Here is an 18,341-nt window from a genome sequence, read left to right on the forward strand (position 1 = left end):
TACGGACGACGAGCACTCACGCCTCTTCCAACGACGGCCAACAGCACCAGTCACAAAACCATCCCAGAACACCAACTACCTAGATCAGATGCCCTCTTAGGCCACCGCGAATGACCCCGCACCGGCGTCCCGTCAGAGCGCACGTAATCCCGAATCCAAGGCATACAGGCCTCCCCCTCGATGACCGGACCGCCCATGGTGACAGCAGGCACTGACAACCGGTCCGCGCAGCACCACACACGGTGATCAAGGAAGGCCTGAACAGGACGTTGCCGAGCAGGGGGTGCTCAATTCCTTGACCGCCGAGCGTAGCGCCGGATAGGCGAGCGCGTAGGTGTCCTCGAGTATGTGGCGGGCGGTTCGCCGGGGCGTCCTCATGCGGCGTCCTGGGGGTAGAACTGCCTGCGCCATTTCCGGTACCGGCCGATGGGTCCGTCCGTGCGCCACAGGACCACGTCCTGGCGCCCCAGCCTCCTGGTGACGACCTGGCCGGGCTTCACCTCGCCGGCCAGGCCCATGTAGAACCATCCGTCCGGTATCGGAAGAGGGCTGACTCCCGGCGGATAGGCGGGGCTCGGCTTGTGGTCGTGGGCTGTCCAGGTACGCAACCTCTTCATGGCCCGTCCCCCTCGGTGAACTTCCGGGCCTCGTCGAGGAGCGTCTCGACCAGTGTCCCCGCCCTCCCCTGGCCGGGGACAGCCCCGAACCCGTGCACGCCAAACCCTCCCCCCGACCAGCCCGGCACGCCCTGTCGCCAGGAGCGCATGGATCACGAAGAGGCAGTGCATATGACCATCACATGCCCCGCGCGCCCCTCCCGCGCCCCGCACGCTGTGGTGCGCTGACGCCCGCCCCGGGCAGCACCGCTCACACGGCCGGGCCCTGAGCTGGATCCCAGCCGAGCGAGGGGAGCTCCGCAATCGCGTTGGCCCTCCCCTGCAGCCGCCAGGCCGGTTATGCGGCTGACTCGTACGTCACGGTCTGCTCTGGGCAGCCGGCCGCCACCTCGCGCAGGGCCGCCACCTCGGCGTCATCCGCTGTGAGGCTCCAGCGGAGCTTCGTTGCGACCCACTCGGCGACGTACCGGCAGTGCACGTCGGCGGCAGGCGACAGCCACTGGGCGGGATCCTGGTCTGCGTTGGACTGTTCGAGCGGGCCGTGACCGCGACCAGACTGCTGGCCGCACCCTGGTCGTTGGCGTACGCCTCGCGGCGCTGCGCCGTCCACGCCGACGCACCGCTGTCCCAGCTTTCCGCCACGGGCACCATGTGGTCGATGTCCAGGCCGGAGGCTGACGTCACCCACACCTGGTCGTAGTACGACCACCAGCTCCCACCCGTCAGACGGCAGCCGGGTCCGACCGCAGGGGCTTCGACGGCCTCGGAGATCAACACTTCGGCACGCGTGTTGCAGCCGTCAGAGGGGTTGGCGCCGGCGTTCCCGTGGCGGAAGGCGTCCCGGTCGTAACCGTCCCGGGACTCCGTCCCCGTCGGCAGGGCGGCGACGGCTTCGGGACCCCGCACGTCCGTGTGGTCCGGCAGCTTGGTGGGCACGCTCTTGATTCATCACACGGTGTAGGTGAAATGCCACCAGTTGCTGCTGGGGCCTGAGCTTCCGTCCTCGGCGATGCCGGTAACCCGCCAGCGGCCCTTTTGGGCGCCCGCGAAGTCGAACTGGTAGCTGGTACTTGCCGTCTCGTCCTTGATCCAGGGACGCCACTCAGTGTCGTAGAACTCAACCTCGACGGTGTACCGGCTTGTCCCGCTGACGGACTCCCAGGTAAGCGTGGTGGTCCGTGGGAAGGTTTCGAACACCGTGCCGTCAGCGGGGCTGACCTGCACGGGTGCCTGCATGCTGGTGTCGTAGCGGAAATATCGCCAGGGGCTGGTGCTTCCGCTGGTCCCATCCGCCGCGATGGCGGTAATCCGCCACCGGCCCTCGTTGTCGGCTGGCCATTGGAAGCTGTGGCTGGTGTCGGTGGTTGTGGTGTTGGCCTGTGGGGACCAGGCGCCAATGGTCACGCAGTGCTGACACTCGACCTCGACACGGTATTCGGACGCGCCGGTCACACCGGCCCATTCGACCGTCGTGGTCCGCGGGGAGTGGGTGAGCACTGCCCCGTCCCCTGGCTGCAGGAGTGTGGGGGCGGGCAGTCTGGACGGGCTGCTCTCCCCGCCGCCGCGGGTCGTGGATCCGCTATTGCCGGTGCCTGGGTTGGTGGTGCCGTTGCCAGTGTCACCGGTGCCTCCCGTGCCACCGGGGTTACGGGACGATCCGCCGTCAGAGGTAGTGGTGGTGTTACCGCTGGCACCGCCGCTCTGGTCAGCGCCTCGGGTGGGTGAGGGCGAACTGTCGTCGGTGGGCAGACGGTCCAAGACGTATCCGGCAACCAGGACGGTACATAACAGGACCACTGCGAACGAAAGGAGGTAGGCGGCTGCGTGGCCGGCGCGCCGGGCGTTCTCCCCTGACGGCAACGCAGCGGTGGACCGAAAAGGGGAAGGCCGAGGCACGGGCGGAGGGGGCGCGGACCGAGATGGCGTAAAGGTGGTTTCTTCATCAGGAACAGCGTCTACGGGTTCGGCGCGAGCGATTTGGCGGATCAGCGCCTGCTCAACCTGGTCCAGCAGCCAAGCGGTGTTGTCCAGCATTGCGTCGACAGCTGGGGGGCGCTGGGCACCGGGGGGTGGCGTGACGATGGGCTGCGGAGGAAGTGGGACTCCAGCGCGTGCGATCTGCCCATGCAGCCGGGCGGCTTCGTCCCGGAGCTGGACAGCCGGGTGCTCCTTGTCCAGGTCGTCTTCGGCCGCAGACTCCGGTGGCCGAGATGCCCGCTCGGCCGCCATGGCGTGCTGGCGACGCCGGAGGTCCTCCTCCTCCTTCTTAAAACGGTAGTACTCGGCTAGACCTGGCCGGGTGACTTCCACAGCACGCAGATACAGACCCCACACGTGTTCGCGGACTGTTTCGGTCAGCGGCTGCCCAGGGGCCTTCTCGTCGACCAGATCCAGCAGCGCGAACAGCTCCGCGCAATCGGGTAGCTGCAGGCCGTTGGCAATCCTGCTGAGCTTCGTCTCGCTGTACCCCAGCCTCTTGATCATCGCGGCATAGGTGAAGCCCAGTTCTTTCATCCGATCGAAGACGACCACCCGGAGCACTGCGACGAAGGCCCGTTTCTTCGGTTCCATCGCCTCCGGAAGCTCCTTGCGCGGACGACCCTGCGGTCGGCCTTCCTCTGGTCGGCCGTTGGTGTCCTGCCTCGCCAAGTTCTTTCCCCCCGACCCCCACCAAGGGCTTTATTTCACCCCTGGTCTGCGCTTCTTTCCTCTTGAGCAAGATTTTTTGGTCCCCGACGGTGGGTGCACCGCCCCGGCTTCCGCCCGGAACGGCGCCACCCGCTGCAGAAGGAGACCAGCATGGCCAACAGCAGTCACCCACCGCATTCGTTCGGACACATTCGCCCCGCGGCGGTGTGCTGTGTATGAGTTCGCATTCGAGTTCGCCGGGAACTTCCTGTCGGGTCTGGCCCTGGCCGCCTCCTTCGTGCTGGCTCGCAAGGTGCGGGCACGGTACGCGCGTCGTCGGCGCCCAGACGACAACCCGGCACCATAACCCTGCGCCCGAGCGGGAACATCCACTTCCGCCAATCACCACACGGACTTGCGATAGCGGGTGCTGGTAGGACCCCTGTCACCAGCCGCACCACGGCAGCCGGGACCGCCGGCGGGTCCTCGGTCAGGAAGGTGCCGAGCATCCGAACACCTCGTCGCCGGACAGCGTTTCGCCCGCGTCAGGCCCAGGGCCCTCTTGTCCAGGCGGAAGGACTGTTCCAACTCCGGAGGAAGAGCCGGTTGAGTACTGCTGCGCTCAGCGGTGCTGGTGGCAGCCAGTCCACGGACAGTCCCTGCGTGATGTCGTAGGTGTGCAGCAGAGTTTCGGCGACGCCCATCGCCGCGAACCCTTCGGAGTCGCACGGACCCCAGTGCCAGGCCCTCAGGGTCGGATTGGCTGTGGCCAGGGCGCTGCTGAGCAGTCCGCCGCAGGCGGTGACGGCCTGGAGTACTTCGGCCGGCGAGGCAGTGGGGCGAACGTCCAGGTCGATGGGAAGGTAGGCGTCGGTGGGCTGTGCTGCCAACGGCCCTGCGTAGGCCAGCAGGTCGTGGCCGATGTGGGGTGCTGTTTGCCAGCAAGTCCATTCGAGCGGCCCTGCCGGCACCGTCCAGTCCTCGGCGGTACGGGGCCCAAGCACCGCAGCATCTCTGCCACGGCGGCGTCGACGTCCTGATGGTCCATGCAGAGCTCCTCGCGGTCCGTGTTGTGGGAGCGGGCAGTGCCGGACGTCGATCCTTCACGCCGCCGGGCATCTGGCACGTCCGCCCCAGCGGATGCACTTCTCGCTGCGGATGCGGGCACGCTCTCGGCGTTGTGCGGCGAGGCGTCGGGGGTGGCGGGCGTGAGCGTTGCGCCAGCGCAGGTAGTGACGCCAGCAACATCATCGCCCGCCGGTAGCGCACCGAGTTGGTACTTCCCCGGCGCACGATCTACTCCAGCTTCTGCCCTTCCTGATCGGTCAGACTGCGCGCCCTCCCAGGCTCGGCCGCCACACCTCCAGCGATCGGATCCGACGTCACCACCGATCCAAATTCAGTGGCTGGGGAAGACGCTGGGAGACGGCACTCCTGCCGTCGTACACACGGACTGTGGTTCGTCTTCTACGGCCAATTCCTTGATGGTGACCTCAGGCCTCCGATGGCCGCGCCCGTCCGGTGTGATGCTGAAGGTGAAGCACCCCGTCACAAGTGTCTCGCTGGTGAGAAAGGCCCCCGGCCCGACGCCCAGCAGTTCTGCCGTCACCATGACGTCAGGCCCGTGCCGCTCGATCCTGACCAGGCCCTGAGCTGGCTTTCCCCGCGGGAAGACCCGAGCGATCTCGCTGTCGTCCAGCACACCGTCGGCCGCCGCCCCGACGAGCCTTTCCTGCCGCGTCTCAGCGCCACTCCGCATATCGGCGCGGGCCTGGCTGTCAGCGCGGTCATCCGCCGTGGCTACCCAGGCCCCCAGTCCGATGATGCACACAAGAAGCAGCACGAGCACAGCCAGACAACCGTTGAACAGACACCCTCCGGCCGTTCCACTCCGCACCCCGTCGCGTCTGCCCATGACCCGAGCATGCCGGTGCCCAGGCCGACTAGGGGCCACGAGTCCAAGCTGTTACTCACTGAGCTCTTTCAGCGGGACCACTGATCGGGTGACGGGATCGGTGGCCCCAACGCACAAGGCCCCCGTGCCGTTGAAGGAGGTGTTCGATGTCTCACCTCATTGGCACAGGAGCCCTGTTGGTTTCCTCTCCTGCCCCACTCGACCTTCCTCACGCCCTGGTCGAGTGGGTAACCATGCTCATCGTCACCCGCGAGGGTGACCGGCGCTGCAAGCTTCCCTGCGCCGCGGGCAACCGCCGCCGCGTCATCAACCGCAACGAAGCCCGCCGGGTCCTGGCCTCCGCTCCGAAGGCTGACTCGTCCGGCTGTTGGGGCTACGGGAGCGCTGGTAGCGGCGTCAGCCGAGGTTGGCCAGCCGCTTGAGGCCGGCGTAGCTGCCCCTGAACACGTTCGCGTCCGTCTCCTTTGGGATGCCGGGCACGGTGGCCTTCTCCGTGTACTGCCAGAAGGACCAGCCTGTGCCGCCGGGCAGCGGGGGCGGCGGGGTGGGGCTGTAGTGGGCCAGCCAGGCCCGGTACTTACCGAGCGCCTTGGTACCTCCCATGCACTGGTTCACGAAGGACTTCTGGGAGTACAGGGTCGGTGAGACGCCGGTCTTCTTCTCCACAGTGTTGAGGAAGTCGAGCACGCGTGACGTCAGGGCGCCGGGGCCGGCGCCGCAGGCGGGCTTTCCCTTCTCTTGGCGCTCTACGTCGAGTACGAGGGGCAGTTGGTAGGGACGGGTGCCGTTGAGGTTCTGCTGTTGGACGGTTTTGAGGAAGTGCTCTGCCTGGGCGGCGCCGCCCTGTCCGTGCTCGAAGTAGTGGTAGGCCGTGTGGATCAGTTTCACGCTGCGGGCGCCGGCGAGGTCGCGGGCAAACCAGGGACTGACGCTGCGTGAGCCTTGTGTGGCCTTGACGATCGCGAACTTCTGGCCGCTGCGGCTGACTTGCCCCCAGTTGATGGGCTTGTTGCCCGGGTGCTGGTGGCCGGAGGTGTCCACGCCGTGTACGGGGTAGTCGCCGGGGCCGGCGGTGGTGGCTGTTGCTGTGGTGAGGGGGGCGGACAGGGCCAGGGTGGTTGCCAGCATCGAGAGGGCGAGGCGGACGAGCAGGCGGGTCTTTGGCATAGCTGAGGTCTCCTTCGGGTCTGGAGAGGGTGAGCGGTGTCTCTGCGGATGACTTTGGTGCGCCCGCTGTCCCAGGCGAATGAAGCGAATGTCCCGTGGGGTCCCGGGCCGGGTCCCGGACCGGCCCCGCACTGGTTAGTGCGTCAGTGCGTCATTGCAGGTGAAGGGGCAGCAGTGCCCGCACCACGGTTCCGGGGCTGCCGTCCTCGGGTGCGGAGATTGCGCAGCGGCCGCCGATCACTTCGGCCCGCTCGGCCATCGAGGCCAGTCCGACTCCTTCGCGGCGTGGGTGCTGGGGCAGGCCGCTGCCGTCGTCGGTGATCTCCAGCACGAGCCGGTCCTGCTCGTGGTCGACGGCGAGGACGAGGCGGGCGAGGGTCGCCCCCGAGTGCCGGGCAACGTTCGTCAGCGCTTCGGCAGCGATGCGGTAGGCCGCGGTCTCGCTGGCTGCGGGCAGTTCGGGCAGCGTGGCCGGGACGATGACAGCCGTGGTGAGGGAGCCGGTGTCGAACCGGGCCGCGAGCGAGGTCAGGGCGCCGGCAAGTCCCCGGTCGTCGAGTGCCGGTGGGCGCAGGTCGTCGATGATCCGGCGCACTTCGTCCAGACTGCGGGCGGCTTCGCTGCTGGCGGATTCGATGAGGGCACGGGGGCGGGAGGTGGGGGCCAAAGCGATGGCTGCGGCGTCGAGTTGAAGGCGCATGCCGGCCAGAGTCGGGCCGAGTCCATCGTGCAGATCGCGGCGGAGTCTGCGCCGTTCCTCCTCGCTGGCCGAGACCACTCGCTCACGGCTGATCCGTAGTTCCTCCCGGAGCCCGATGGCGGAGACGACGGGACCGAGCTGGTCTGTGACCACGCCCAGCGCTGCGCAGTCGTTGGCGTCCAGGGTGCGCTGTCCGGGACGGAGCTGGACGCTGAGGACGCCAACCTGCTCGCCCCGGTCCAAGAGGTCCAGGTGTACGTTGACGGCGCTCGGGTGGTCTGCTGCCCCCGCCCGTGCCAGTACCTGATCCCCGGACCTGGTACGCGCCGTGAGGGCGGCGGCCGGCAGGCCCAGGCGTTTGACGACCGTGCCGCACAAGGCGGCCGGTACGTCGTCGGCGGGGATGCGGTGGCTGAGGCTGTCGGCCAGGGCGCGCAGCATCTCATACGGTTTCGCCCTACGGCCGTAGAGCAGCAGGTTCGCCGGCTCTCCAGAGCAGACCGGCGGCGGGGCGCAGGGCCAGCACGCTGAGTGCGGAGGCGATCGCGGCGCTGAGGTCTGCTGGCAGCGTCAGAAGCTGGGAGAGGCCGAGGAACATGCCGTAGTAGGCGGAGCTGAGGCCGACGATCAGGCCCACGCCGATCAGGGAGCGGCGCAGGAACCGGTCGAAGGTCGTGAGGTCCTCGCGGTATACGGTGGCGATCGTGATCAGTGCCAGGGAGAGCGCTGCGGGAGCGTTAAGTGCATACAGCAGCCACTCGGCGAGGTGGCGCCCCGAGCTTCTTTCCAGCAGCTGATAGAGGATCTGCACAGCCCAGTACACCGCGAACCCGACTGCCATCGCTGTCAGTTGACGGCGCAGCAGGCCTGTGGCCGCCCGTTGCCGCCGGAGCAGGTCGATGAGCACGGCGACCGCCACGAGACGGGGCATCCAGATCATGACGTACCCGTAGCATTCCCACCAGGCGTGCTCCTTGGCGGTCGCATCGGCCGTCCAGGCCACGTTCGTGACGCCCCTGCCGTACCAGAGGATGGGGGCCAGGTGGAGGGTGAATGCGACGGCCATCGTGATGACGGTCCGCCGCCAGTACCGATGCTCCAGGCGGCCGTGAGGAAACCATAGCGGCAGCACCGCGAGGCAGCCGTACACCGTGAAGTTGGCCATGCCTCTGAGGAGGCTCAAAAGCGGGGGATGCAGATGCCACCCGCCGTTCTTCGCGGCGTAGAAGAGCACCCCACCCATCCCGTACGCGCTGAGCCCCACTGCGGCAATCGTCAGGACGCGGCCCAGGCCACGTCGCCCTCCGGCCTGCAGAACGACCGCAGCGGCAGCCGCGAAGCACAGGCTCATGACAAAGGCACGCGCTGTCCAGGAGCCGACGTTGGTGTACAGATCCAGGCTGCGCTCGGCAACGGCCACCACTGCCGAGGCGATCGCCACGGCGGTACAGCCCATGACGAGGACCGCCGCCATGACCGGCGCTTTCCCGGGGTGACGCTTCGACGGACAGGGCGGGGCGCCCCCGTCGGACGGTTGGGGGGCAGACCCTTGCTGTGTGAGCACGGCGCCAGGCTAGGGGCGCAGGTGTTGTACTCCGCCAGGATGTCCACCGACCACCTGATGGAGTGAAGGCGCGGCGCAGCCAGGACGATCACTCACCTAGAGTGACCGAATGTCCATCAACGTGGTACTCGTCGACGACCACCCGCTCTTCCGCTTCGGCCTGCGCGCCGCGCTGGAAAGTTCCAGTGACATCACTGTCGTCGGCGAGGCGGCAGACCTCGACACCGCAATCAGCACCACGCTCGCCACTGCCGCAGATGTCGTTCTGATGGACTTGGAATTGGGCACGCCCGGAGCGTCGGGTATCGAGGCAACGCGGCGCCTCGCAGACGAAGCTCCGGCGGTGGCAGTGTTGGTGCTCACCATGTCGACGGACGATGACCACCTGCTGGCCGCGGTCCGCGCCGGTGCCCGGGGATATCTCGTCAAGGGCACCGGACGCGAGGAGGTGCTGCACGCCGTGCGCACCGCGGCAGCCGGCGGAGCGGTCTTCTGTGCCGGTGTCGCACCACGAGTCACGCAACTGCTCCGCGGTACGGGCACGTCCAGAAATCCCGAGGTGTTCCCGCAACTGACGGCACGCGAGCGGGAAATCCTCGACCACGTAGCGCGGGGGAAGGCCAACCACCGGATCGCCCAGCAACTGGGACTGTCCGAGAAGACCGTCCGCAACCACGTCTCGCGCATCCTCGACAAGATGCAGGTCACATCGCGGGCAGAGGCAGTGGCCCGGGCCCGCACCGCGGGCCTGGGCGAAGACAGCGACGCCTGAGGGATCGAAGGACAGAGGCGGTCCTCTACTGATTCGGCGCCTCGTCGGACCCGACAACCTCGCCGGGTCCGGCGACTTCCCGCGTGTCCGGCTCATCGGCGGCCTCGCCCCCTACGGTCGCGGTGGTTTCACCTTCCTCGAGATCCTTAGTCACCCCCGTCGCCACCGGCGGATTCCCCTTCAGCAGCGGCACCGGATTTACCGTGGCCCCCGAGCTGTTGCGCCCCTTCCGCACCTCGAAGTGCAGGTGAGGACCAGAGGATTTCCCCGTACTGCCGGACAGCCCGATCTGCTGTCCCGCCGCGACCCGGTCGCCCACACGGGCCTGCCGCTTGTCCAGATGGGCGTAAAGGGTGAACACGCCGCCGGAGTGGGCGATGATGACGTACCGCCCGTATGACACCGTCAGATCCACCGACTTCACCACGACTCCGGCAGCAGCCGCGAGGACGGGCGTGTGCCTCGGGGTGCGGTAGTCGACTCCCGTGTGTTGGGTTCGATAGTTCTGTCCGGTGAAACCACGGACAATTCCATAGCTGCCTCGGAAGGGCTTGTAGAGCGTGGGCATGGCGACCTCCAGTCGCAGAAGCGGGTGGTTCGTTCGCCGCACACGGTGCCGTGCCCGCCGTCCCAGGCACCTGGGACTGGTGCCCCAACAGGTCCCGGTGCTGCATTCCCGAACGTGTACACGACCAGCACCCCGCCGGCACACGTCCAGTCGCGCTGTCGTACCTGACGCACGGGTGCGCGGCTGTTCCGCTGGTCACCTACACCCGCGGATCCAGCGTCGCGTCCTCCCCGCCGACGCGGGGGTGCTCCGGTTGTAGGCCGAAGGTGCCCAGTTCAGGAGCCGTACTCCCCGTCGGGCGTGCGCCAGTGGCGCACTAGCCCGTCGGCCACGTCGGCGACGTCACCGGGGCGGGCGAAGACGCGGCGCAGTGGTGCGACGGGGCTTGGAGGAGGGAGTTAGGCGTAGGAGCAGCTGGTGTCGTCGTCCCGGGCGAGCACCGGGTCGTGAGGTTGCCGGCACGGCTGACGTCCCAGACGACGAGCAGCCGTCCAGGGCGGCGCCGGCTCCGGCGGTGCCCCGATGGACGAGTCGTGCCCAATGCCGCCGCCCCGTACGACGAGCGCGTTCTGGGGCCGCTCGGTCACCCGTTTGATGGGGATTTCACCCGTCCACGCGGCTCCCATCGGCAGTCACTGATGGGGGCCCGGCAGCACGAACCGTCGAGTGCGCCGTCGCGCCGAGTCGTCGAGGAAGGTACGAGCTTCGACCGTGAAGTGGGTGATCCGGGCATTGAGGTCGGCGGTGCCCTGCTCAAACTGCTTTTGAACGTCTCCGAAGGCGAAGGCCGGCAGCAGCGTCCGAGCGAACTGCGCCAGTCTTTCCGCTGCGTCCGCAGCTTCCTGCGCGTACACCGCGAGCGTCTTGGGGCCTTCCAACTGCACGACGGGCAGCGTCTCGGCTATGGGTTCGAGGGAGATCGCCGCGCGACGGCGCACAACTTCGCGAAGCAGGGCCTGCCGGTCGAGCTCCAGGCCGTTGTTGTCGGCCTTAGCAGCGCGCGCCAGGTCCTCGAACCGTGTCGCTCGCTCGTACTGCCGGGCAGCTTTCAGAAACGCCGCGTAGGCGTCGCGTTGATGCTGTCGCCGTACCGCGTCCACCGGGCCGCGTCTCGCGCCGCTCGCCTGCGCACGACCGGCCGCGTACGCCGCCGCAGCGGCCAGCACAGCCACCAACGCCTGCAACAGCTCCCCCGAGACACTCACGGCAGCATCTTCGCGCCTCACCCGCCCTCCACGTAGCCCGTTTCCGACATCCATCGCCCCGGCCTATCGGCCCTCTGCCTGCCCTTCCTCCTGGCCAACAGCGTCGGTGAAGGCTCACCTCTCAGCGTCGAGCCGTTGAGGGGCCGCGCCGGGGATCGGCGGCGAACGGTGCGTCAGATGACGAGTTCCGGGCGACGCAGCTCCTACACCAACCGCAACGACGACCCCGACAGCAACGGATACATCAACTTCCACGGCTGAGGTCACGCATCCAGCCCCCGGGGCCGGATGCCCAGTCCACCTCAGCCAGGGACATCGGTGATTGCGAAGGTGCCAGGGCTGCGATCGTGGCCCACCTCCAGGAGCGTATGCCAGTCTGGGGCGTCGGACGGGGCCCAGTCGGTCGGGTGTTAGTGGTTAATGAGCCACCAAACGCCTCCTGCGATGAGCAGCAAGGAAACCAGCACCACGGCTGGCGTGAGGAACCAGGCGCGCCGGCTTACGGGCACTTCGGTACCCGCCGAGGGCCCCTCATGCGAGGATGCAGGAGACCGCGAAGTCCCAGAATATGGGCCTTCCAGCACGACTTCCCTGATATCGGGGGTACAATCCTGGGGCCCCAGACCTCCGAGCCGCTCACGCCGTGCTCGGCGCTCCGTAGGGCACCGTCCACGTCGGTACGCCAGCGGATGCCTGCGACGTCTGTGAAGTCGACGGTGAGACGAAGCAGGTACCCGTCGCTCCTGAGTACCGAGTCGGGCAGTGTGAAGGCTTCCATACTGGCGCTACCGAGCAGTGGCAACGTGCCGACAACGCTGCCGCGATAGGACACACGCAAGTCCGCGATCGTCCGGTTTGACCGATTCTGAATCACGGCTTTAGGAACGATCCAGTTGGCATCCAGCGGGGAGGCTTGGCGCCTGACTTCCACATTGATCATGGATGCCTGGCGACTTTCCCGCTGTTGCTGTTCGATCCGTTCCAGCTGGCGTCGTCGCTCCTCCTGCTCCCGTTCTCGCCTGCGTTGTCGCTCCTCCTGCTCCCGCTCGCGTTGGAGCCTCGCCAGTTCCTCTGCGCGCAGCTCCGCCTCTTGGCCCTCCTGCCGAACCTTCTGCCGGTGAGCGCATAACTCAATGTCAGGCCCGCCAGGGTGCGGTTGTCCCGCGCCAGTGGAGGCCTGAGATGCCTTGGCCCGGACCGGATTGGGCAGGTTGTCCTGGCCCCCGGCATGCGCGGTTGGCCGCTTTTGCACTTCAGGTCCCCTGCCTTGGTGACGGCCTGTGCTTCAGCTCGTCCACCTTGCCGGTGGCCTGCTGCTTGACCTCGGCCGCCTAGTCCAAGGCACGAACCTTGACGTCGGTCTTGGCCGCGAGCGCCTCGACCGTCTGCCCGAGCTCCTGACGGGGGTCTTCGCCATGCCCACCAGCAAGCCGCCGGGCGCGGTGATGCCCCGGGCGTACCCGGGCGTACCTGGCAGGAGTATCCGATGCTCATCGTGTCTGCAGGCGCGGACAGGCAGTTCGTCCGGGCCTGGGCGGCCCGGCCGCTTCAGGATCCGCTGTGGAGCAGGTCCGCATCGATGTCCGCCGGGCGCCTGCAACCCCCCAGGGCCATGGCTGTCGACAACTGCGTGCGATACGAGTCCAGCAGGGCGGTCACCCCTGCGGCACCGCCGAGTGCCAGGGCCCACACCACCGGGCGTCCCAGGAGCACGGCCCGTGCGCCCAGGGCCAGAGCCACGAGGACGTCGGTGCCGGTGCGCACACCCCCGTCGACCAACACCGGTACGTCGGCGCCCACCGCCGCCGCGACCGCGGGCAGCGCGTCGGCAGAGGTCACGGCACGGTCCAGCTGCCGGCCGCCGTGGTTGGAGACGATCACCCCAGCCGCTCCCGCGGCTACGCACGCCTTCGCGTCGTCGGGCCGCAGCACGCCCTTGACCAACACCGGCAGGCCCGACATCCGGTGCAGCCGCTCGATGGCGTCCAGTCCTAGCGACGGGTCCTGCTCCCAGCCGGGCAGCCGGGTCCCCACACCCACCGACCGACACAGTTCGTCGTCGTCGGGGAGCGGCAGCGGAAGCCCCGACGTCGCCCGGGGCGGTACGTACGGGGCGTCCACTGTCAATACCAGCGCACGGGCCCCGGCCGCAACGGCGCATTCCACCTGACGGCGGGTCACCTCTGCGTCCCGCAGCCAGTACACCTGGTACCACCAGGGTCCGGCCGCCTCGGCGACCTCCTCCGGGTGACGGGTCGCGCGGGAGGAGAGCACGAGCAGTGAACCGGCTGCGGCGACGCCCGCAGCCGTGGCCGTCTCACCCTCGTCGTGCGCCATGCGGTGGAAGGCCGTCGGCCCCGCGAGCACAGGCGATGTGAGCCGGGTGCCCAGCAATTCCACGCCCGTGTCGATGGACGAGACGTCGCGCAGCACCCGGGGCAGCAGCCTCCGGCCGCGCCAGGCGGCTTCAGCCTCGCCGGCGCTGATCTCCTCGTCGGATCCTGCGGCGTAGAACCCGTACGCGGCGGCCGGCAGAACGGCCCGCGCTCGCACCGCCAGGTCCCGCGTCGCACGGATGCCGAGATCCTCCGGTCCGGGTCGCGCCTCGGGCACTGCCATCTCAGACCCAGTCCTGCGCGTCGCCGGCCGCGTCGTCGCCGGACACCGTGACCGCGAACCCAAGCGCCGCCGCGGCCTGCCGGGCCCGGGCCACGGCCTCACCTGCGTCCGCTCCGCGCGCCCGGACGAAGGCCGCGCGCGACTCCGAGCTGTCCAGGTCCCCGAGCGCGTCGCCGACGCCCAGCAAGGCCTCGGCGGCCACCACACCTGGCCGGGCGGCGACCTCGTCCAGACCGTCGATGCGGGTGAGCGTGCCGCGTGCCCGCGGCACCGCGAACCAGATCGCCTCCGGACTGCGGTCCACCGACGGGTCCGCCAGGGTCCTGCGGATGTCCGGGAGCACCGGCCGGCCCAACGTCTGGCGCACCACGCAGTCCACCAGATCCACGCCGGTAACGTCCTGCACCAGGTACGGGATCTCGTCGCCCGCGAGCCGGACATGGGTTTCGATGACCCGCGGCCCGGCCTCCGTCAGCACCACCTCGGTGTGGGTGACGCCGTTCGCGATGTCGAGGGTGTCCAGCAGCCGCCGCACGTAGGTGTGCACGGCGTCGGTCTGCTCGGCGGAGAGATCGGCGGGCACCACGTGGCCGAGTTCGACGAAGCCCACGGGGTCGGAGAACTTCCGCGTCACGGCGAGGATCTCGTGTTCTCCGTCCTCGGAGAAGGCCTCCACGCTGAACTGAGGGCCCTCGTGGAAGCGCTCCACCAGCACGCCCGCGTCCGGGATGAGGCCGAAGTCGCGCGCGGCGCGTGCGAAGGCCGCCTCTGCCTCCTCGACGGAACGCAAGACGGAGACACCGAAGCTGCCGGCCCCCTGGACGGGCTTGACCACGCACGGCGTGCCGTGCTCGGTCAGGAACGCCCGCAGCTCCGCCACGTCGGCGACCCGTCCGCCCGGGGTGTCGTCCACGCCCACCTCCGCCAGCCGTCGTCGCATGGCGTCCTTGTCGTGTACCCAGGCGATGGTCTGCGGCGAGTGGCTGGGCAGGCCCAGCGCAGCGGCGACCGCCGCGGCGCGGTCCTGGTCCCGCTCGCCGAAGGTACCCACGCGGGTGAAGGGGTGCCGTGCGTGCACGGCTGCGGCCAGGGCGATCCACTCCTCGTCGGGGGCGTCGCTGCGCAGCGCCAGCACCCGGTCGTGCTGCCCTGGCTTGCGGATCTTGGGGACGAGATCCATCCTGCAAAGAATCGTCGTGGCGGTCCCGGGACCACCCACCTCCCGGATCAGGCCGGGGATCTCGCGGCCGCCGCCGACGATGAGCACGTGTTCGGTCATGAGGCCACCTCGGTGGGAGAACTGGATGCAGGAGTTGAGGCCTTGGCGGACACAGGCTCGGCCGGGGCGGTGCGGGGTGCGCCGGTGACCCTCAGGACTGCGGCCGCCAGGACGTACACCACGGCGAGCACGCCCCAGCCCGCGGTGCCCAGGGGCAGGAGCACACCCGTCATCAGCGCGGGGCCCACGATATGCTGCCCGGTCATGCCCAGGCTGAACGCGCCGAGGTAGCGGGCACGGGCCGGGGCCGGTGACAGTTCGTACGACAGGTTCCACACGGCGACCGAGTGCAGGTTCTCCCCCACCGTCAGCAGTACCACTGCGATGACGGCACATGCCGCTGCCGGCCACACCGGCATGTGTTCGGCGCCTGCGAATGCTGCACACGAGACCAGCAGCGGAACGAGGGCCATCGGCACGAGGCGTAGCGCCCCGGCGGTGGTCTCCGCGAACCGGGCCACGTACACCTGGAGCAGCACGGTCAGCGCGGTGTTGACGGCCAGCAGTACCGAGACCGCCGAGGAGGGTGCGTCGGTGGCCGTGGTCAGCCACAGGGGCAGTAGGACGAACAGCACCGAATCGTGCAGCGACAGCACGCCGTTGGAGAGAGTGAAGAGCAGGAACCGCAGATCCCGGAAGGGAGTGCGCACCGCTGCGGGGGCCGGCTCGTCGCTGCTCGGTCCGGGCGACTCCCTCGATGCGGGGGCGGTGGACACGGCCTGGGGAGCGGAGGCGGCCGTCCGGCGGCGCAACTGCTCCACCACGGCGGCGATGACCCAGAAGGTCAGCGCGTTGCCCAGGAACAATGCCACGAAGGCTGCCCGCTCCTCGATCGCGAGGACGGCACCCGCCAGCAGGAAGCCCGCCGTCAGGCCGATGTTGCGCACCGAGCGGATGGACGCCATCGTCCGCGTCTGGTTCTCGCTCCCCTCGATGATGCCCACGACGACCTGCTGCAACGGTGAGCAGCCCCGGTCCAGCGCAGTGAGCAGACAGGTCAGCACCGCGTACGACCAGAAGCTCTCGACCAGGGCGAAGCCGGCGTACCCGAGTCCGCGAAGGGCCAGCAGCGCCACGTACACCCGCGTCGGACCGATGCGGTCGGCCAGCCGGCCGAGCGGCATCGGACTGAGCAACCCGGCCACGGCGGCCACCGACAGCACCAGGCCGACCCGGGCGGCGGGCAGGCCCACCACCGTGACGAAGTACAGGGTGGATGCGGCCAGGAACATACCCGAGCCCACCGAGTCGACGGCGGCGCCCGCCGCCAGCCGGCGCCCGGCCGGTGTCCTGGGCAGGATGGACAGCAGCAGACGCGCGGCTCGTCGGGTCGCGCGCCTGTGCTCCTCAGGTCCCCCGGTCATGGGCACCTCTCCCCCTTCATGTGCCGCTCCGCGCTGCGGTTCCAGCGATCCAGTTCACGAGTTCCACGGTCCGCCGCAGGTGGAGGGCGGTGGCCGCCTCCGGCGGCGGCTGGCGCAGGTGATTCCAGGTGTACCGACGGGCCGCGTTGACGCAGATCTCCGCCTGCGCGGTCGGCAGGTCGGGGGCGGACGCCAGCAGTGCAGCGGCGAGCGCCAGCCGGCCGATGCGGTCCACGAGAACCCAACCGCCCGCCGCCGTGTACGCCGGGTCGGCGTCGACCCATTCCTCGCGTGTGGCGCCCAGGCCCGACAGGGCCGTGTCGGCGATCTCCCAGGCGGCGGCCGCCCGGCCCGCCGGGCAGTCGCCCAGCACGGCACGCAGCCCGGCGCACACCGCGTCGTACACCTCGGCTGAGGCCAGCGCGGTGATGAGGGCCGCCGCCCGGCCGTGTGCCGTGACGGCGGCGGGCACCGAGCCGCCGGTCACCTCCTGAACCGCGGGCACTGCTCCGACCGCCGCCTTCTTCGCGGCGGGCGCTACCCTGACGGCAGCCGCTGCTCCACCGGTCACCTCGTCTGCGGCTGGCGCTGCACCGCCCGCCGCCGCGTCCGTCGGGGGCCGGGCTGCGACGGTGTCCGTCATGGCCAGGGCGCGGACGGTGTCGGCGTCCACGGTCCACAACGCGCATCCGCGCAGCACAGCCGCCGCGGCATCCGGGTCCCGTTCGGAGGCCGAAGCGGGGGTCGCCTCCCGCGCGCCCCAGGCCCGGGCGGCCGCAAAGTCGACCAGGCGGTCGCACAGTTCCTCGTCCAGGGCGGTCCGTCCGGCGTGTTCCGGTGCGCCGGCATCGCGGGCCGCCGCGTCGGCCGTCGGCGCGTCCAGAACTGCGTGCAGCATGGCCGTGGCGGCCTCCAGGCGTGTGACGGCGGTGCGGACCGCGTCCGCCCCTGGGTCCTGGTAGGCCGGCAGCACGCCGGAGCCGCGAGGGCCCACTGTGCCGATCATCGATTCATTGCGGCTCACACCCGCTCCAGCCAGTGCGCGTACTGCTCGTGCCGGCCGGCGACCACGTCCCGGAACAGTTCGCGCAGCTGCTTGGTGACCGGTCCGACGCCTGTGGCGCCCATCGGCCGCTCGTCCACCGAGGCCACCGGCACGACTTCGGCGGCGGTGCCGGTCAGGAACGCCTCGTCCGCGATGTAGACCTCGCTGCGCGGAATGCTCCGCTCAGTCACCTCCAGGCCCAGGTCGCGCGCCATGGTGATGACGCTGTCGCGGGTGATGCCGGGCAGGATGCCGTCGCTGACCGGCGGGGTGATCAGGGCGCCGTCGCGCACCAGGAACAGGTTGGCGGCGGAAGCCTCCGCGATGTGCCCGGTCGCCGTCAGCATCAGCGCGTCGTCGTAACCGGCGCGCTGCGCGCCGACCTTGGCGAGTGCGCTGTTGACATAGGCGCCCGTGGCCTTGGCCAGCGGCGGAACGGTCTGGTGCGAGTTGCGCTGCCAGTTGCTGACGATGAGGCGGCAGCCCTCTGCCTCGGCCTTGTCTCCGAGGTACGACCCCCACGGCCACACCGCGATCGACATCCGCACCGCGTCCAGCTGAGGTGCGACGCCCATTTCGCCGTAGCCGAGGTAGGCGAGGGGACGGATGTAGCAGGAGTCGTGGCCGCTGTTCCTGACCAGATCGAGCACCGCCATGACCAACTCCTCGTCGGTCCAGCGCAATTGCATCATGTAGACCCGGGCGGAGTTGCGCAGCCGGGCCATGTGCTCGCGCAGCCGGAACACGGCCGGGCCGGAGTCGGTGGCGTAGGCGCGGATGCCCTCGTAGACGCCCCATCCGTAGTGCAGGCTCGGAGTGAGCACGTGCACCTTAGCGTCGTCCCAGGGAACCAGCTCGCCGTCCATCCAGATGAGCGGGGTCGCGGTCAGTGGCATGT

Annotated in this window: 15 protein-coding genes and 3 pseudogenes; 2 read left to right on the forward strand and 16 right to left on the reverse strand. The window is 69.3% G+C overall.

Annotated features, from left to right (window positions below; translation table 11 throughout):
- Positions 1–374 precede the first annotated feature (374 nt).
- From AB0G20_RS27625 to AB0G20_RS27650, 6 genes and pseudogenes are all read right to left on the reverse strand, one after another.
- A complete protein-coding gene (locus tag AB0G20_RS27625; RefSeq protein WP_361306890.1) occupies positions 375–617 on the reverse strand; it encodes a hypothetical protein in 243 nt (80 codons plus the stop codon).
- A 337-nt stretch (positions 618–954) separates the two neighbouring features.
- Positions 955–1,541, reverse strand: a pseudogene (locus tag AB0G20_RS27630) (HNH endonuclease family protein).
- Between the two features lie 24 nt (positions 1,542–1,565).
- Entirely contained in the window at positions 1,566–3,188 is a 1,623-nt protein-coding gene (locus AB0G20_RS27635; RefSeq protein ID WP_361306892.1) for a hypothetical protein, read from the reverse strand.
- A 602-nt stretch (positions 3,189–3,790) separates the two neighbouring features.
- Complete coding sequence (locus tag AB0G20_RS27640) at positions 3,791–4,249, reverse strand: maleylpyruvate isomerase N-terminal domain-containing protein (protein WP_361306894.1); 459 nt, start codon at positions 4,247–4,249, stop codon at positions 3,791–3,793.
- A gap of 229 nt (positions 4,250–4,478) precedes the next feature.
- A pseudogene (locus AB0G20_RS27645) lies at positions 4,479–4,604 on the reverse strand (IS630 family transposase); the annotation flags it as partial.
- A gap of 40 nt (positions 4,605–4,644) precedes the next feature.
- Entirely contained in the window at positions 4,645–5,160 is a 516-nt protein-coding gene (locus tag AB0G20_RS27650; protein ID WP_361306896.1) for a hypothetical protein, read from the reverse strand.
- A gap of 176 nt (positions 5,161–5,336) precedes the next feature.
- Between AB0G20_RS27650 and AB0G20_RS27655 the strand changes: the two are divergent.
- Positions 5,337–5,435 (forward strand): annotated as a pseudogene (locus tag AB0G20_RS27655) (IS5/IS1182 family transposase); the annotation flags it as partial.
- 121 nt (positions 5,436–5,556) lie between these two features.
- Here the strand turns inward: AB0G20_RS27655 and AB0G20_RS27660 are convergent.
- From AB0G20_RS27660 to AB0G20_RS27670, 3 genes are all read right to left on the reverse strand, one after another.
- Positions 5,557–6,327, reverse strand: a complete 771-nt coding sequence (locus tag AB0G20_RS27660; protein ID WP_361306898.1) for a glycoside hydrolase family 25 protein — start codon at positions 6,325–6,327, stop codon at positions 5,557–5,559.
- Between the two features lie 151 nt (positions 6,328–6,478).
- On the reverse strand, positions 6,479–7,468 hold the full coding sequence (locus AB0G20_RS27665; protein WP_361306900.1) for a histidine kinase: 990 nt from the start codon (positions 7,466–7,468) through the stop codon (positions 6,479–6,481).
- 16 nt (positions 7,469–7,484) lie between these two features.
- Positions 7,485–8,501 carry a hypothetical protein gene (locus tag AB0G20_RS27670; protein WP_361306902.1) on the reverse strand — a complete coding sequence of 339 codons (1,017 nt, stop codon included), beginning with the start codon at positions 8,499–8,501 and terminating at the stop codon, positions 7,485–7,487.
- A 199-nt stretch (positions 8,502–8,700) separates the two neighbouring features.
- Here AB0G20_RS27670 and AB0G20_RS27675 point away from each other — a divergent pair, with 199 nt between their 5' ends.
- Positions 8,701–9,363 (forward strand): response regulator transcription factor, encoded by a 663-nt coding sequence (locus AB0G20_RS27675; protein ID WP_361306904.1) that lies wholly within the window; start codon positions 8,701–8,703, stop codon positions 9,361–9,363.
- Between the two features lie 25 nt (positions 9,364–9,388).
- Here the strand turns inward: AB0G20_RS27675 and AB0G20_RS27680 are convergent, their stop codons facing one another.
- The 7 genes from AB0G20_RS27680 to AB0G20_RS27710 form a co-directional block, all read right to left on the reverse strand.
- Positions 9,389–9,931 (reverse strand): M23 family metallopeptidase, encoded by a 543-nt coding sequence (locus AB0G20_RS27680; RefSeq protein WP_361306906.1) that lies wholly within the window; start codon positions 9,929–9,931, stop codon positions 9,389–9,391.
- Positions 9,932–10,563: 632 nt separating this feature from the next.
- Entirely contained in the window at positions 10,564–11,136 is a 573-nt protein-coding gene (locus tag AB0G20_RS27685; protein ID WP_361306908.1) for a hypothetical protein, read from the reverse strand.
- Positions 11,137–12,684: 1,548 nt separating this feature from the next.
- Positions 12,685–13,755, reverse strand: coding sequence for an alpha-hydroxy acid oxidase (locus AB0G20_RS27690; protein ID WP_361306910.1), 1,071 nt, complete (start codon positions 13,753–13,755; stop codon positions 12,685–12,687).
- Position 13,756: 1 nt separating this feature from the next.
- Positions 13,757–15,034 (reverse strand): ATP-grasp domain-containing protein, encoded by a 1,278-nt coding sequence (locus AB0G20_RS27695; RefSeq protein ID WP_361306912.1) that lies wholly within the window; start codon positions 15,032–15,034, stop codon positions 13,757–13,759.
- Positions 15,031–16,398, reverse strand: a complete 1,368-nt coding sequence (locus AB0G20_RS27700) for an MFS transporter (RefSeq protein ID WP_361306914.1) — start codon at positions 16,396–16,398, stop codon at positions 15,031–15,033. Before AB0G20_RS27700 ends, AB0G20_RS27695 begins: the two co-directional genes overlap by 4 nt.
- 16 nt (positions 16,399–16,414) lie before the next feature.
- Positions 16,415–17,422 carry a hypothetical protein gene (locus AB0G20_RS27705; protein ID WP_361306916.1) on the reverse strand — a complete coding sequence of 336 codons (1,008 nt, stop codon included), beginning with the start codon at positions 17,420–17,422 and terminating at the stop codon, positions 16,415–16,417.
- Entirely contained in the window at positions 17,419–18,339 is a 921-nt protein-coding gene (locus AB0G20_RS27710; protein WP_361306918.1) for a branched-chain amino acid transaminase, read from the reverse strand. The genes AB0G20_RS27705 and AB0G20_RS27710 overlap by 4 nt, the downstream gene beginning before the upstream one ends.
- Positions 18,340–18,341 lie beyond the last annotated feature (2 nt).

Origin of the sequence: Streptomyces sp. NPDC024017 (genome assembly GCF_040638895.1) — a bacterium.
GTDB lineage: Bacteria > Actinomycetota > Actinomycetes > Streptomycetales > Streptomycetaceae > Streptomyces.

Excerpts from the sequence above, each read along its gene's own strand:
- AB0G20_RS27710 (WP_361306918.1), bottom strand. The coding sequence starts at position 18,339 with ATGCCACTGACCGCGACCCCGCTCATCTGGATGGACGGCGAGCTGGTT.
- AB0G20_RS27670 (WP_361306902.1), bottom strand. The coding sequence starts at position 8,501 with ATGGCGGCGGTCCTCGTCATGGGCTGTACCGCCGTGGCGATCGCCTCG.
- AB0G20_RS27690 (WP_361306910.1), bottom strand. The coding sequence starts at position 13,755 with ATGGCAGTGCCCGAGGCGCGACCCGGACCGGAGGATCTCGGCATCCGT.
- AB0G20_RS27635 (WP_361306892.1), bottom strand. The coding sequence starts at position 3,188 with ATGGAACCGAAGAAACGGGCCTTCGTCGCAGTGCTCCGGGTGGTCGTC.
- AB0G20_RS27665 (WP_361306900.1), bottom strand. The coding sequence starts at position 7,468 with ATGCTGCGCGCCCTGGCCGACAGCCTCAGCCACCGCATCCCCGCCGAC.
- AB0G20_RS27680 (WP_361306906.1), bottom strand. The coding sequence starts at position 9,931 with ATGCCCACGCTCTACAAGCCCTTCCGAGGCAGCTATGGAATTGTCCGT.
- AB0G20_RS27650 (WP_361306896.1), bottom strand. The coding sequence starts at position 5,160 with ATGGGCAGACGCGACGGGGTGCGGAGTGGAACGGCCGGAGGGTGTCTG.
- AB0G20_RS27625 (WP_361306890.1), bottom strand. The coding sequence starts at position 617 with ATGAAGAGGTTGCGTACCTGGACAGCCCACGACCACAAGCCGAGCCCC.
- AB0G20_RS27695 (WP_361306912.1), bottom strand. The coding sequence starts at position 15,034 with ATGACCGAACACGTGCTCATCGTCGGCGGCGGCCGCGAGATCCCCGGC.
- AB0G20_RS27700 (WP_361306914.1), bottom strand. The coding sequence starts at position 16,398 with ATGACCGGGGGACCTGAGGAGCACAGGCGCGCGACCCGACGAGCCGCG.
- AB0G20_RS27660 (WP_361306898.1), bottom strand. The coding sequence starts at position 6,327 with ATGCCAAAGACCCGCCTGCTCGTCCGCCTCGCCCTCTCGATGCTGGCA.
- AB0G20_RS27675 (WP_361306904.1), top strand. The coding sequence starts at position 8,701 with ATGTCCATCAACGTGGTACTCGTCGACGACCACCCGCTCTTCCGCTTC.